The sequence below is a fragment of the Rhodococcoides fascians NBRC 12155 = LMG 3623 genome (assembly GCF_001894785.1).
Lineage (GTDB): Bacteria > Actinomycetota > Actinomycetes > Mycobacteriales > Mycobacteriaceae > Rhodococcoides > Rhodococcoides fascians.
On record NZ_BCWW01000001.1, the window covers coordinates 1,052,332 to 1,066,075 of the forward strand.

Annotated in this window: 13 protein-coding genes; 8 read left to right on the forward strand and 5 right to left on the reverse strand. The window is 66.8% G+C overall.

Translation table 11 applies throughout. The features are described 5' to 3' along the window. Window positions 1-5 precede the first annotated feature (5 nt). From RFA01S_RS05310 to RFA01S_RS05320, 3 genes are read right to left on the reverse strand one after another with little or no spacing between them, the layout of a single operon-like run. Window positions 6-2,489, reverse strand: coding sequence for a serine/threonine-protein kinase (locus RFA01S_RS05310; RefSeq protein ID WP_139278377.1), 2,484 nt, complete (start codon window positions 2,487-2,489; stop codon window positions 6-8). Between the two features lie 11 nt (window positions 2,490-2,500). Then, a complete protein-coding gene (locus RFA01S_RS05315; protein WP_032391270.1) occupies window positions 2,501-3,472 on the reverse strand; it encodes a glutamate ABC transporter substrate-binding protein in 972 nt (323 codons plus the stop codon). Then, the gene (locus tag RFA01S_RS05320) at window positions 3,469-4,773 is read right to left on the reverse strand and encodes a GlnX family signal transduction membrane protein (protein WP_032365121.1); all 1,305 of its coding nucleotides are present in this window, start codon (window positions 4,771-4,773) and stop codon (window positions 3,469-3,471) included. The genes RFA01S_RS05315 and RFA01S_RS05320 overlap by 4 nt, the downstream gene beginning before the upstream one ends. Before the next feature lie 85 nt (window positions 4,774-4,858). On the opposite strand from RFA01S_RS05320, the gene RFA01S_RS05325 reads away from it, so the two are divergent. After that, a complete protein-coding gene (locus RFA01S_RS05325) occupies window positions 4,859-5,695 on the forward strand; it encodes an NUDIX hydrolase (RefSeq protein ID WP_027498489.1) in 837 nt (278 codons plus the stop codon). 2 nt (window positions 5,696-5,697) lie between these two features. Here RFA01S_RS05325 and thiE read toward each other — a convergent pair whose 3' ends face one another. Continuing rightward, a complete protein-coding gene (thiE, locus tag RFA01S_RS05330; protein ID WP_027498488.1) occupies window positions 5,698-6,390 on the reverse strand; it encodes a thiamine phosphate synthase in 693 nt (230 codons plus the stop codon). 158 nt (window positions 6,391-6,548) lie between these two features. Here thiE and thiO point away from each other — a divergent pair, with 158 nt between their 5' ends. From thiO to RFA01S_RS05365, 7 genes are all read left to right on the forward strand, one after another. Then, on the forward strand, window positions 6,549-7,601 hold the full coding sequence (thiO, locus tag RFA01S_RS05335) for a glycine oxidase ThiO (protein ID WP_081371280.1): 1,053 nt from the start codon (window positions 6,549-6,551) through the stop codon (window positions 7,599-7,601). Next, entirely contained in the window at window positions 7,598-7,813 is a 216-nt protein-coding gene (thiS, locus tag RFA01S_RS05340; RefSeq protein ID WP_032369838.1) for a sulfur carrier protein ThiS, read from the forward strand. Before thiO ends, thiS begins: the two co-directional genes overlap by 4 nt. After that, window positions 7,806-8,558, forward strand: coding sequence for a thiazole synthase (locus RFA01S_RS05345; protein WP_027498485.1), 753 nt, complete (start codon window positions 7,806-7,808; stop codon window positions 8,556-8,558). Before thiS ends, RFA01S_RS05345 begins: the two co-directional genes overlap by 8 nt. Window positions 8,559-8,842: 284 nt before the next feature. Then, on the forward strand, window positions 8,843-9,805 hold the full coding sequence (locus RFA01S_RS05350; RefSeq protein WP_027498484.1) for an ABC transporter ATP-binding protein: 963 nt from the start codon (window positions 8,843-8,845) through the stop codon (window positions 9,803-9,805). Beyond that, complete coding sequence (locus RFA01S_RS05355) at window positions 9,805-10,575, forward strand: ABC transporter permease (protein ID WP_032386137.1); 771 nt, start codon at window positions 9,805-9,807, stop codon at window positions 10,573-10,575. The genes RFA01S_RS05350 and RFA01S_RS05355 overlap by 1 nt, the downstream gene beginning before the upstream one ends. Before the next feature lie 25 nt (window positions 10,576-10,600). Continuing rightward, window positions 10,601-12,067 (forward strand): M28 family peptidase, encoded by a 1,467-nt coding sequence (locus RFA01S_RS05360; RefSeq protein ID WP_032406520.1) that lies wholly within the window; start codon window positions 10,601-10,603, stop codon window positions 12,065-12,067. Window positions 12,068-12,103: 36 nt separating this feature from the next. Next, on the forward strand, window positions 12,104-12,925 hold the full coding sequence (locus RFA01S_RS05365) for an adenylate/guanylate cyclase domain-containing protein (protein ID WP_032406519.1): 822 nt from the start codon (window positions 12,104-12,106) through the stop codon (window positions 12,923-12,925). On the opposite strand, the gene thiD is transcribed toward RFA01S_RS05365, so the two are convergent. Next, on the reverse strand, window positions 12,887-13,741 hold the full coding sequence (gene thiD / locus RFA01S_RS05370; protein ID WP_027498480.1) for a bifunctional hydroxymethylpyrimidine kinase/phosphomethylpyrimidine kinase: 855 nt from the start codon (window positions 13,739-13,741) through the stop codon (window positions 12,887-12,889). The genes RFA01S_RS05365 and thiD overlap by 39 nt on opposite strands. Window positions 13,742-13,744 lie beyond the last annotated feature (3 nt).

Below are 13,744 nucleotides of genomic sequence, written 5' to 3' on the forward strand. Positions count from 1 at the left end.
TACCGCTAGAACAGCGAACGCGGACGGATCGCATTCGCCAGGTCCACCAACGAGAACCGGTGCGCACGATCGGTCGCGCTGCGGGCCAGGGCCCGCAGACCCTTCTCGGTGCCGCGCCGCAAACCGTCCTCGGTGAACGGCACGCTGAGTATCGGTTCGCGTTCTGCCGTGGACGCGTGACCGGAGACGATCCAGTCCAGGGCCATCGCCAGGACCAACGTCCGCATCTGCAGTGCTCGGCTCTCCGCCTTGGGGAGCAGCGCCACTCGCCTTGCGGCAGAACGAAAGTCGGCCTCGGACAGCTCGGCGCGCGAGCGATCCATCAGCAAGGTCAGCACACTGGTCATCCGCGCCATCGAGTAGTGCCGCGAGCTGATCGGAACCTGGTCCAGTGCCGCGATGGCACCGGTCTGATCACCGCGGCGCTGCAGCTGCCGGGCCAGACCGAACGCCGAACTGACGATGCCCCTGTTGGTGCGCCACACAGCGCGGTACAGTCCCTCGGCTCTGGCTCGCCACTTCTCGGCGTCCTCGTCGTTGCCGAGCGCGACATGCCCCAACAATTCCGACGTGGCACCGAGCGCCAGTTTGGGCGCGAGCTCGCCGGGCATCGCTCCGAGCACGTTGTCGAAACTCGTGAACGCAGAATCGTATTCGTGGTGCAGCAACGCGATCAATCCGGCGTACCACTGCACCCGCCACGGGTCGGCCGCGTGATCCTCGGATTGCACCTTCGACAGGATGTCGGTGGCCTCCACGACGTGGCCCAGATCGAGGTGCGCCTTGACCTCGGCGAGGGTGATCTCCAGGCTCGCTCCCGCGGGCGCGGAACCGGTGGCACCTGACGTACCGGCCGACACCCGCTCGATGCCGTTCCGCTTGGCGTGCTGGAGCGAGTCCAGAGTCTGCTGAGCTTCGACGTGTACGGCGGCGGCCAGCAGGGGAGCGCTCGGATCGTTGGGATCGACCAGTGGAACCGGAAGTGCGGCAACCACTTCGGCTGCCGTCATGCGCTCGTGGCGTACCTTGCCGTCGACGTAGGTATCGGTACGACCCACCGACTGCTCCGTGCCGAATGTCGTACGCGGCGGGCTGAACACCGCGGACAGGCCGGGCCGCTCGACGCCCGTCCGGATGGCCAGGATCTCGCGCAGCACGCCGGTTGCCTGCCCCGCGAATTCGTCGGCGGACCGGAACCGCCGAGTCGGGTCTGCGTTGGTGGCTCGAAGCAGCAGGCGATGCAGCGACGGGAACTGCTGCAGCACGTCCGATTCTGCGACCGAGGGCAGGCCGTCGAGGTACTTGCCGTTCTTCGACGGCATGTCCAGCGTCAGCACCGCGAGGGTGCGGCCGACGGTGTAGATGTCCGACGCCACTGTCGGCCCGGTCTTCACGATCTCCGGTGCCTGGTACCCCACCGTGCCGTACAGGTAGCCGTAATCCTCGATGCCCGCGACCGCGCCGAGGTCGATCAGCTTGATCTGGTCCTCGGAGACCATGATGTTCTCGGGCTTGAGATCGTTGTAGACCAGCCCGATCGAATGCAGATAACCCAGTGCCGGAAGCACTTCGAGAACGTAGGCGAGCGCCTGCTCGACCGGCATGCGGGCGTCGTCGCCGCACGCAGTCAGGATGTCGCGCAGCGAACGACCACCCACGTACTCCATGACGATGAAGCCGACGGAGGTGCCGTCGCCGCGGGGTTGTTCGACGAAGTTGTAGATCTTGACGACGCCGGGATGCGCTACCTCGGCCAGGAATTGACGCTCGGCAACCGCGACCGCATGGGCTTCCTCGTCGCCGAAATGCAGTAGGCCTTTGAGCACCACCCAGCGGTCGCTGACGTTACGGTCGATGGCCAGGTAGATCCACCCCAGACCGCCGTGCGCGATGCAGCCCTGAACGTCGTACTGGCCCACCACCCGATCACCCGGCTCGAGCAGCGGCGTGAAATCGAAGGTGGTGCCGCAGTGCGGGCACACGCCCACCGAGATGTCGGGCTCGCCCGGTTCGCTGCGCCCGACCTTGGCGTTGCACTTCCAGCAGAACCGTTTGTGCTGCGGCACCGTGGGATCCGACATCACCGCGGTCGCCGGATCGATCGGCTCCACCCGCGGAACCTCCACCAGGCCGCCGCCCAGACGACGCCGAATACCGGTGCTGCGGGAACGACCGGACCGAGATCGACCGGTTCTGGCCCGAGTGGATGCACTCTGCGACATGCTGGATCTGACGGCTGCGGATTTGGCAACCGGAGATTTCGAGTTGCCGTCGCCTACCGGCGAATTCGGCCCCGGAGTCGGTGCGGTTCGATCGTCGATCGGCGACCGGGACACCGCTTGCGTGCGTTCGACGCCGTCCGTCGGCGTGGCTTCCGGCCGCGAGACCGCCTGCGTGCGTTCGACGCCGTCCGTCGATGTGAGCTGATCCCGTGACACCGCCTGCGTGCGTTGCGCGGGAGCGGTGGGTTGCTGTTCGTCCTCGTCCATGACGTGCGCCTCTAATCGCTGTACGACGCGGTGGGTGGACCGGGGGAGGGGCCGAGCACCGTCAGCCATTTGTTGTAGATGCGGTTCCAGGTGCCGTCGGACCTGATGCGTGCCAACGTTCCGTTGACGAAGCGCACGAGATCCTCGTTCTTCTTGTTGATGCCCACGCCGTACGGTTCCGGGCTCAGACTGTCGCCGACGATCTCGAGGTACGGGTCCTGTGCGGCCAGTCCGGCCAGGATGGCGTCGTCGGTGCTGATGGCGTCGACCTGTCGTTGTTGCAATACCACCAGGCAATCCGACCACATGGGCACCGTCACCACGGTTGCCGCCGGTTGCACCCGCTGCAGGCGACGCAGCGACGTGGTGCCCTCCACCGCGCACACCCGCTTGCCCGCCAGATCCCCGACCCCACGGATACCCGAGCCCTGCACCACCAGAACTCGGTGCTGCGCTTGGAAGTACACGGTGGAGAACTGGACGTCCTTACGCCGGGCGCACGTGATCGTCATGGTTTTCACCACGATGTCCACCGTCGAGTCCTGCAAAGCTTCGAGGCGCTGTGCGGACGTCAGAATTCGGAAGTCCAACCGGTTCGGGTCTCCGAACAGGTCGCGTGAGATCTCCCGAGCGATGTCGACGTCGAACCCGACCAGCTGCCCGGTCATGGGGTCGCGAAAGCTGAAAAGGTTACTGCCCGTGTCGAGGCCGACGACGAGGCGACCCTTGGCGCGGAGTGCATCGATGGTCGGCTGCGGAGGCAGTGGCACGTCGGTGCCGGTCGGTAGCGGCCGCAGACTGGCCGTGGGGCGGGCGCACTCGTCGTCCGCCGGTGTTTCGGTGGGCCGAGCTGCGACGGCGGCACCGTCGGGTAGAGGGGGTTCGGTGAACGTCGTATCGGTCTGTGCCGCAATTCTTTCCGGCGGTGAGCACCCGACGAGCAGGGCAGTCGCGACGAGGCCGGCGGCGAGCAGACGTTTCACAGGTACTCACGCAACCTCGGGAACAGGCCGACACCGAACGCCACCGACGCCACGACCGTCAGCACGTACGCGCCGTTCGACAAACCCGACAGGACCCAGACCGATCGGTCGATGTTGGAGCGCAGTTCGCTTCTTGCACTGTCGATCCCGTCGACCAGCACACTGTCGAGAGCATTGAACGCGGCCGCCGAATCCGAATCACCCGATCCGGTCGCTATCGACACCGCACCGTTGAAGTCGCCCACCTCGAGCGCCGAATCGATCCGCGCATGCGAGGCCGACCAGTTGTTCAGGGCCTCGGTCACCTCGGGGTCGCCCTCGAACATGTCCGCGAGCCGAGAGACGTTGCCGGCGAACGACTGTCCGTAATCCTGACTGCCACCGCGGCGGGCCAGGTCGAGTGTCTCGTCCGCCCTGGCCTGCTGGGCCAGAATGAAACCCGTCGTGTAGGACTTCAGCGGTGCCACCCCGCGGTCGATAGCGCGGTCGGTGGCGATCGACGAGATCAATCCCACCACCAACATCCACCCGAGCAAGCCGGCCAGCGCGGCCGTGGCACCGAGAAAACCGACATTCAGTGTCCGACGCGTCGTCCGGGACAGGTACCACTGAGCGAGACCGGTCATCAGCAACAGGAACACCACCGACCCGATCGCGAAGTACGGGGGACTGGTGAACCTCTCCTGATCGGCCGAGACGCGGGAGGCCTGCTCGGTGTACAACTTCTCGGCCAGCGGCAACAGGCTGGACTGCATCATCGTCGACGCCTCGCCGAGATATGCCGCACCCACCGGGTTCCCGCTGCGATTGTTCGCTCGCGCTGTCTCGACCAGCCCGCTGTACACCGGCAACCCGGTAGCGATCTGCGTCAGCACCGCGCTGGTGGCCTCGTCCTTGTCGGTGACCCCGGCGGACGCGGCGATCAATTCCGACGACGCCTCACCCAATGCCTGCGAGTACCGGTCACGTACTTCGGGTTGCTCGAGCCCACCGGCGATGAAGGCCGACGCGGCCGCCGCGTCGGCCACCGACAGGGCACCGTAGAGATTCTGAGCCGAGTTGGCGAACGGCTCGGTGCGCACCAGCAGTGTCCCGAGAGTGTCGACTCGATCGGTCACCGCCGTGGACGCGAGATTTCCGACGGTCAGCGCCAAGACGACCAGCGCGGTACCCATCGCGACCAACCGCGCAGGCGTCGAACGCATCGTGTATCGAACCGGTGGCTTGCCTGCAGCGGCACCGACGTGGGGTGCCGTTGTCGGGGGGACGGCAGCAGAGGGAGTAATGCCGGCCGCGATCACGCATCGAGCATATAAGCAGGCGGACCGCACTGCAGCCACTACAGCACAGTCACTACGACGAGGCGGTTCACCTAGGGTGGGGAGCATGCGCGGTGACGGGGACGGTTGGGTGATCGGTGAGAACGGTTCTCGGCACTGGGGCAAGCACGGTGCCGCCGGTCTGCTGCTCCGTGCGCCCTCCGATGCGGGCGAACCGATGGTGTTGCTGCAGCACCGCGCGTTGTGGAGTCATCAGGGCGGAACGTGGGCCCTGCCGGGCGGGGCTCGCGATTCGCACGAGAGCACCGAGCACGCGGCGGTCCGCGAGGCGCACGAGGAAGCCGGTATCTCGGCCGAACAGTTGAGCGTGCGCAGCGAGCGTGTCACCGCCGCAGTCCCGAGCGGTTGGTCGTACACCACGGTCATCGCCGACACCGATCACCCGCTGGCCACCGTCCCGAACGGCGAGAGCACGGAACTGCGGTGGGTGCCGGAGTCCATCGTCGGCGAGCTGCCACTGCATCCGGGTTTCGCGTCGAGCTGGCCGTCGCTGCGTACCGAGCCGCTGCGCGTGCTGCTCGACACCGCCAACGTCCTCGGCTCCCGGCCCGACGGCTGGTGGAAGGACCGCGCCGGCTCGACCGGCGCACTGTTGACGTCGCTGGCCGCGACACTGCCGCGCACGGTGGAACTACCCAGCGGCCAGTACGGCTGGCTCACCCGCATCGAGGCCGTGCTCGAGGGGCAAGCGCGCGACGCCGTTGTCGACGATCCGCGCATCCCGGTGATCCTCGCGGACGGCACCGGCGACGACACCCTCACCGATCAGGCCCACCGATCGACAGACCTGACCGCACTGGTCACCGCCGACCGCGGACTCCAGAATCGACTGCCCGGCGCGGTGCACGTGCTCTCGCCGTCTGCCGTGCTCGCCTGGCTGTGACGTCAGTTCTGTAGAGCTTGTACCAGCGCGCGTGCGGCTGCCTGCGGATCGCGTGCTTCGGTGATCGCCCGAACGACCACGATGCGCTCGGCTCCCGCCGCTCGAACCTGATCCACATTGGTCGCGTCGACGCCGCCGATGGCGAACCACGGCCGCTCCGGCAACGCATCCGCGGTAGCCCGCAGAGTTTCCAGGCCGGCGGCCGAGCGGTTGGGCTTGGTGGGCGTCGGCCACACCGGCCCGACGGCGAAGTAGTCGACGCCGTCCTCGATCGCGGCGAGCGAGGACTGCGCGCGGTTCTGCGTCGAGCGTCCGATCACCACATCCGGGCCGAGGATCTGGCGCGCGTAGTGCACGGGCAGGTCGCCCTGGCCCAGATGCAGGACATCGGCACCGGACGCCAGCGCCAGATCCGCGCGGTCGTTGACGGCCAGCAAGGCGCCGTGGCGCTTGGTGGCCGCGAGCAGAATCGCCAGCGCAGCGAGCTCGTCCTTGGCCTCGAGCGGCCCGAACTGGCGCTCACCGGCGGAGTTCTTGTCGCGCAGCTGGATGATGTCGACGCCACCGGACAACGCGGCCTCGGCGAACTGCGCGAGATCGCCCTTGTCGCGTCGGGCATCGGTACACAGGTAGAGGCGAGCGGACGCAAGACGCTCGCGAGGAGTCTGGTTGCGGACGGTCTGAGTTGGGTGCACGAAACGAACTGTATTCTCATGGCAGCCGCGACCGACGACGGAGTGGCCGACATATCGCGGGAGTCCCGGGGATCGTGGGGCTGAGAGTGGGTTCGCCGCCCTTACCGTCAATACCTGAACCCGATCATGCGGGCGCAGGGAGTGAGGACGTGAATCGCGTGCATATCGTCGTTATCGGCGGAGGCGTCATCGGGCTGTCGACGGCACTACGACTGGCGGAGGACGGCCATCGGGTGGTGGTGCACGATCCTGCGCTGGGTCGAGGCGCGTCGTGGGTCGCCGGGGGCATGCTGGCCCCGCTGTCCGAGGGGTGGCCCGGTGAACACGAACTCCTACGGCTCGGTGCCGCGTCGCTCGGGCGGTGGCCGGACTTCGCCGGACGCCTTCCCGGCCCGTCGGTGTTCTCGGCCACCGGATCGATGACCGTCGCCCTCGACTCCGCCGACGCCACCGACCTGCGCACGATCGCCGAATGGGTGGGCGAGCAGGGACACGAGCTCGAGATTCTCGGCCGCGCGCAGGTGCGTGAACTCGAACCTGCATTGGCGCAGAACATTCGGCTCGCGTTGTTGGCACCGACCGAGCTGTCCGTCGACAATCGGGCCCTGGTTACCGCGCTCGAGCAGGGATGTCTCGACGCCGGAGTGGAGTTCGTGGCAACCTCGGTCGACGCAATTCCCGACGCCGATCAGGTGGTCCTGGCCGCCGGTTCGCGCTGCGCCGCACTGTGGCCGACACTGCCCGTCCGGCCGGTGAAAGGCGAGATCCTGCGGCTGCGTCGCCGACCCAGCGCCGCACCGCCACCGCACCGCACCATCCGCGGAACCGTGCACGGCCGACCCGTGTACCTGGTGCCACGCGGCGACGGATTGGTCGTCGGCGCAACACAATACGAATCCGGTGAGGACACCCAGGTCACCGTGGCGGGGGTACGAGACCTGATCGCCGACGCCGAACGACTCATGCCGAGTATCGGCGAGTACGAACTGTACGAAACCGCTGCAGGTTTACGGCCGATGAGCCCCGACGGACTGCCGATGATCGGCAGACTCGCCGACAACGTGATCGTCGCTACCGGGCACGGCCGCAACGGCATTCTGCTCGCGCCGATCACCGCCGACGCCGTCGCCGCGCTGATATCGGGCGACACGCTGCCCGAGGCGAAAGCCGCCACACCCGAACGCTTCTCACAGATCGAAAGGACACCATGACCCAGGTTGCCATCGGGATCACCGTCAACGGCGAGGATCACCTGCTCACCGAGGACATGACCATGCGTCGGCTGCTCGAATTTCTGGGCCTGCCCGAGAAAGGTATAGCCGTCGCCGTCGACGGTGCCGTGCTGCCCAAGAGCCAATGGGACACCACCGACGTCCAAAAGGGTTGGACCATCGACGTTCTCACGGCGGTTCAGGGTGGCTAGCGCACTCACCATCGCCGATCGCACCTTCACGTCCCGGCTCATCACCGGCACCGGGGGAGCGGCCAACCTCGCCGTCCTCGAGGAAGCCCTCGTCGCGTCGGGAACCGAACTGACCACCGTCGCGATGCGCCGCGTCGACGCCGCGGGTGGAACGGGAGTGCTCGATCTGCTGCGGCGGTTGAACATCGCCCCGCTGCCGAACACCGCGGGGTGTCGGGGAGCAGCCGAGGCCGTGCTCACCGCGCAGCTCGGCCGCGAGGCGCTCGAGACCGACTGGGTGAAACTCGAAGTGATCGCCGACGAGCGAACCCTGCTGCCCGACGCCATCGAATTGGTCAAGGCCGCAGAGCAACTCGTCGACGACGGTTTCCAGGTGCTGCCGTACACCACCGACGACCCGGTACTGGCCAAGCGTCTCGAAGACATCGGCTGCGTTGCCGTCATGCCGCTCGGCTCACCCATCGGCACCGGCCTCGGCATCGCCAATCCGCACAACATCGAGATGATCGTCGAGGCCGCAGGGGTACCGGTGATCCTCGACGCGGGCATCGGCACCGCCAGCGACGCCACCCTCGCGATGGAACTCGGCTGCGACGCAGTGCTGCTCGCCACCGCGGTGACCCGCGCGAAGGACCCGGCGCTGATGGCGTCGGCGATGAGACATGCGGTGGCGGCGGGTTACCAGGCCCGACATGCAGGCCGCATCCCGAAACGATTCTGGGCGCAGGCAAGCTCACCGATGTAGCGGCTGCATTCACATGAGCGGCTGCGTCGGCGGCGCAGCCCTTTGTGTGGTGCTGCGTATTTCGCAAACGCGAGCGCGTTTGCGAAACGCGCGCAGAATAGTGGCGAAAATGAGGGCGAATCCCCGCGCATCTGGCAGACGCGCGCGCATTTGCGGCCGCGCTCAGGCGACCGCGTGCCCCAGCCAGGCCTCGGCTGTCTCAGGGTCTGTGTCATCCAAAAGGATGATGCAAGTCGCGACTGTGGGGCGATGTGGACACGCCGTCGATCGGGGACAGTTGTCCCATGATCGAAGTGACAGGACTGACCAAGCAGTACGGAGCGGTGACGGCGGTCGACAACCTCACCTTCACCATCAAACCCGGCATCGTGACCGGCTTTCTCGGACCGAACGGTGCGGGTAAGTCCACCACGATGCGAATGATTCTCGGGCTCGACCGCCCCACCTCGGGGACGGCGACCATCGAGGGCAAGAGCTACAGCCACCTGAAGCAGCCACTGCGTACCGTCGGCGCTCTGCTCGACGCCAAGTGGGTGCACCCCAACCGATCTGCGCGTGCGCACCTGGAATGGATGGCCGCGTCCAACGGCATCCCCAAGTCCCGCGTCGACGAGGTGCTGCGGCTGGTGGGCCTGTCCGAGGTAGCGAAGAAGAATGCGGGCGGATTCTCGCTCGGCATGTCGCAGCGGCTCGGTCTCGCCGGCGCTCTTCTCGGTGACCCCAAGGTGTTGTTGTTCGACGAGCCGGTCAACGGACTCGATCCCGAGGGCATCGTCTGGATCCGAAAGTTCATGCAGCGCTTAGCAGCCGAGGGCCGCACGGTCCTGGTGTCGAGCCACCTGCTCTCGGAGATGGCGCAGACGGCCGAACACCTCATCGTCATCGGACGCGGCAAGCTGATCTCGGATTCCTCGGTGCAGGAATTCATCGACCATGCCTCCGAGGCCTCGGTACGCGTGCGCAGCCCACAGCTCGACGGCCTACGTCAGGTGCTGACCACCGCCGGCCTCACGGTGCGTGAGCCGGACAAGTCCGACGAACTGCAGCCCTCGCTCGTCGTGCTGAACTCCACCACCGACGCGATCGGCGACCTCGCCGGCCGGGCCGGAATCACATTGCACGAGTTGGCCTCTCAGCGCGGCTCGCTCGAGGAAGCATTCATGAAACTCACCGGAGACACAGTGCAATATCACGGCTCGGGAGCCGAAGACCAGAACACTCAGCAAGCAATGGGCGGTGCACTCTGATGGGCGTCTTGGCAGCAGAAAGAATCAAGTTCACCTCGACCAAGTCGCCGTGGTGGTGCAGCGCGATCGTGGTGGTCTTCGGCCTCGGGTTCGGAGCCATCCTGGGTTGGGCCGCAAAGACCGCCGTCGGCCCGGATGCGCCGGAAGGTCTGCCACCGACCACCGCATACGACGTCGTCGGCAGCGGCGTCGGCGGACTCGGCATCATGGTGCTGATGATCCTCGGTGCACTCACCGTCACCAGCGAATACCGCTTCGGCCTGATCCGAACCACGTTCCAGGCGATCACCAACCGGGCCTCGGTGCTCGGTGCGAAGGCACTGATCGTCGGCGTGTACGGGGCCGTGCTGTCGTTGGTTCTGGCCTTCGGCGCGTTGTTCCTGGCCAAATCCATCGCCGGTGAGGAAGCCGGGGCTCTGTTGAGCTTCGACGTCGACGGCACCTGGCGCGTCGTCTACGGCACCGCGGTCCTGGCGTTCGTGCAGATCGTTCTGGCCGTTGCCGTGGGTGCGCTGATTCGTCAGTCCGCCGGAGCAATCGCCGTGTTGTTGTTGTGGCCGTTGCTCATCGAGAGCCTCGTCGGGATCATCCCGAAGGTCGGCGAGAAGATCCAGCCGTTCCTGCCGTTCAAGAACGCCGACCATTTCCTCGGCGGAAGTGCGGGAACGGACTTCCACTGGGGACCGATCGGCAGCCTGATCTACTTCGTCGTCTTCACCGCGGTGATCTTCGGAGTGGCAGTGTTCGTCGTCAATCGCCGGGACGCCTGACACCTGCCTGGGTAGGGTGTCCGCTATGCGGATTTCCTTGCTTGCAGGTAGCGCCGTCACTGTCCTGATTCTGGCCGGTTGCTCGTCCTCCTCCGGTACGGGGGACGAGGAACCGGCCAGAGTTTTCGCGACACCCGACGGGGCCGGCCTGTCGGAAGCGGTCACCGAGGATGCCCTCGTCGGGCACCTGCAGGAATTAGAGAACATCGCCGCCGCGCACGACGGTAACCGCGCGGCCGGCACTGCCGGATACGACGCAAGTGTCGATTACGTTGTCTCCCAACTCGAATCGGCCGGATTCGACGTCACCACTCCCGAATTCGATTTCGACACCTTCGAAGCGCAGACGCAAACCCTCTCGCTCGCGGGCACCGAGATTCCGGTGTTCGCGCTCAGCTACTCGCCCACCACGTCCGCCGAGGGGATCACCGCACGCGTCGTCGGCGCTCCCGCCGGGGCAGACGGGTGTGAGGCAACCGATTACGCCGGTCTCGACCTGACGGGAGCGGTGGCAGTCGTGCCGCGAGGGGTGTGCCCGTTCGGTGCGAAGCAGACCGTCGCCGCCGAATTGGGTGCGGCAGCAGCGATCATCGTCAACAACGAACCCGGACCACTGGATTCGGGAACGCTCGGTGATTCCGAGACCGCGAAGATTCCGACCGGCGGTGTCAGCCAGGAGGACGGGGCAGCGGTCCTCGCGGCCCCCGAGGTCACGTTGACTCTCGTCACGACGACCGAGTCGACCACGAGCCGCAACATCATCGCGCAGACCACGACCGGCTCGACCGAGAACGTGGTGGTCGCGGGTGCCCACCTCGACAGCGTCCCCGAGGGCCCGGGCGTCAACGACAACGGTACCGGCACCTCCGCCGTGCTCGAGACTGCTCTGCAGATGGGCAGTGCGCCCGAGGTGACCAACGCGGTCCGGTTCGCATTCTGGGGTGCCGAGGAGAACGGGCTCGTCGGTTCGACCAAGTACGTCGAGGGCCTGTCCGACGAGGACAAGCGAAACATCGCGCTGTACTTGAACTTCGACATGATCGGCTCGCACAACCCCGGCTACCTCGCCTACGACGGCGACGACTCCGACCAGGTCGGTGAGCCCGCGGGACCGGCGGGATCCGACGCCATCGAGCGCACGTTCGTCGAGCACTTGGCGGCCGACGGTATCGCCGTCGACGGTACGGATTTCGACGGTCGATCCGACTACGGGCCGTTCATCGAGGTCGGCATCCCCGCAGGCGGTGTCTTCAGCGGCGCGGACGAGAACAAGACCGCCGAGCAGGCCGCGAAGTGGGGTGGCACGGCCGATCAGACGTTCGACGAGAATTACCACACCGATCAGGACACCCTGGCGAACGTCGACCGCGCGGCGCTGGCGAAGAACGGTGCCGCCGTGGCGTACGGCATCGGTGTCTACGCGCAGTCGGTGGAAGGCCCCAATGGAGTACCGGTCGGGGCTGCGCGCGAGGCCGCACGCGCCGAAGGGTAAGGGAAGTATGTGTAACCGTGAGTTACGCTCGATCCTGTGAACGCAGTCGTCTCCTCGGTGGTGGAGTGGGTCCGCACCACCAACCGAGCGCCCACCGTCGTCGGGGCGGTTCGGCGTGTGCGTCGCGCATTACCCGGTGACCCCACGTTCGGTGATCCGCTGTCGATCGACGGTCCGGGACGCGCACTGGCCGTCGCGCGCGTGGCGGATCGGTTCCTGGCAGCGAACGGACTCGACGACGAACCGGGCGCCTCCCGCGAACTCGGCCTCGGTGCCCTCCAGGTGTGGCAGGCCGTCCTCGAGCGAGCCGGCCGGGGCCGCGGCGACGAGGACGTCACGATCGTCTTCACCGATCTCGTCGGATTCTCGTCGTGGTCACTGCGCGCCGGCGATACCGCCACATTGACGTTGCTCCGCAAAGTCTCCAAAGCCGTCGAACCCGAGGTCGTGTTCCGCGGCGGTCACGTCGTGAAAAGGCTGGGCGACGGCATCATGGCCGTGTTCGCCGATGCGGGCAAGGCGGTCGACGCCGTGTTCGCGGCGCGCGAGGCCCTCACCAGCGTGAACGTCGACGGCTACACCCCGACGATGCGAGTCGGAATACACACCGGAAGCCCGCGTCAGGTCGGTTCCGACTGGCTCGGTGTCGACGTCACCGTCGCAGCGCGGGTCATGCAGACCGGCGGAAACGGCAACATCATGATCTCGGCCGCCGCACTCGACGCCGTGTCAGCGGAGGTGCTCGACGCGTTGCACGTGGTCGCCAAGCCTTATCGGCGCAGCTTCTTCGCTCCGAAGATCAAGGGCGCACCCGACGACCTACGCATTCTCCGACTCGTGCAGTCGCCACAGCGGTGACACCGGGCCGTGGCCCGCACCGAGGTCGTAGGACGCGGCCAGGCAACGGGTGACCCATTCCTTACCGAACGCTACCGCGTCGGGCATCGAGTATCCGTGGGCCAGCGCCGACGCGATCGAGGCCGCGAGGGTGTCGCCGCCGCCGTGATCGTTGCCGGTGTCGATGCGTTCGCTGGTGAATTCGAGGAAGGTGTCGCCGTCGAACAGTAGATCGGTGCTGTGGGTCGAGGTGCGGAGGTGACCGCCCTTGACCAGGGCCCATTGCGCGCCCAATCCGTGCAGCGCCTCGGCGGCGCGACGCGCGCCGGCGTCGTCGACGACATCGATGCCGGTGATCAACCGAACCTCGTCGAGGTTGGGAGTCACCAGCGAGGCGATGGGAAACAGCGTGTGCCGGATGGCGTCGAGCGCCTCGGCGTGCAGTAGGGGGTCACCGTGCATGGACGCGCACACCGGGTCGACGACGAGCGGAACCGGTTGGTCGCGGCCGATACCCACCTCGGTGCACACGGCCGTGACCGCCTCGATGATCGCGGTGGACGCCAGCATCCCGGTCTTCGCTGCGCCGACGCCGATGTCCGATACCACCGAGCGAACCTGAGCCGCGACGATCTCCGGCGGGATCTCGTGGAAGCCCGTCACGCCGACGGTGTTCTGGACCGTCACCGCCGCGACGGCAACACATGCGTGCACGCCCAACATGGCCATCGTGCGACTGTCCGCCTGAATTCCGGCACCGCCGCCGGAGTCGGTTCCGGCGATCGTCAGCGCGCGGACGGGAGTCTCGCCGTTGGGCGTGAGCGGTAGGAACTTCACGAG

What these genes read in the sequence shown, in the direction of transcription:
- RFA01S_RS05310 (WP_139278377.1), bottom strand. Translation starts at nt 2,489, where the DNA reads ATGGACGAGGACGAACAGCAACCCACCGCTCCCGCGCAACGCACGCAG.
- RFA01S_RS05325 (WP_027498489.1), top strand. Translation starts at nt 4,859, where the DNA reads ATGCGCGGTGACGGGGACGGTTGGGTGATCGGTGAGAACGGTTCTCGG.
- thiS (WP_032369838.1), top strand. Translation starts at nt 7,598, where the DNA reads ATGACCCAGGTTGCCATCGGGATCACCGTCAACGGCGAGGATCACCTG.
- RFA01S_RS05350 (WP_027498484.1), top strand. Translation starts at nt 8,843, where the DNA reads ATGATCGAAGTGACAGGACTGACCAAGCAGTACGGAGCGGTGACGGCG.
- RFA01S_RS05355 (WP_032386137.1), top strand. Translation starts at nt 9,805, where the DNA reads ATGGGCGTCTTGGCAGCAGAAAGAATCAAGTTCACCTCGACCAAGTCG.
- RFA01S_RS05360 (WP_032406520.1), top strand. Translation starts at nt 10,601, where the DNA reads ATGCGGATTTCCTTGCTTGCAGGTAGCGCCGTCACTGTCCTGATTCTG.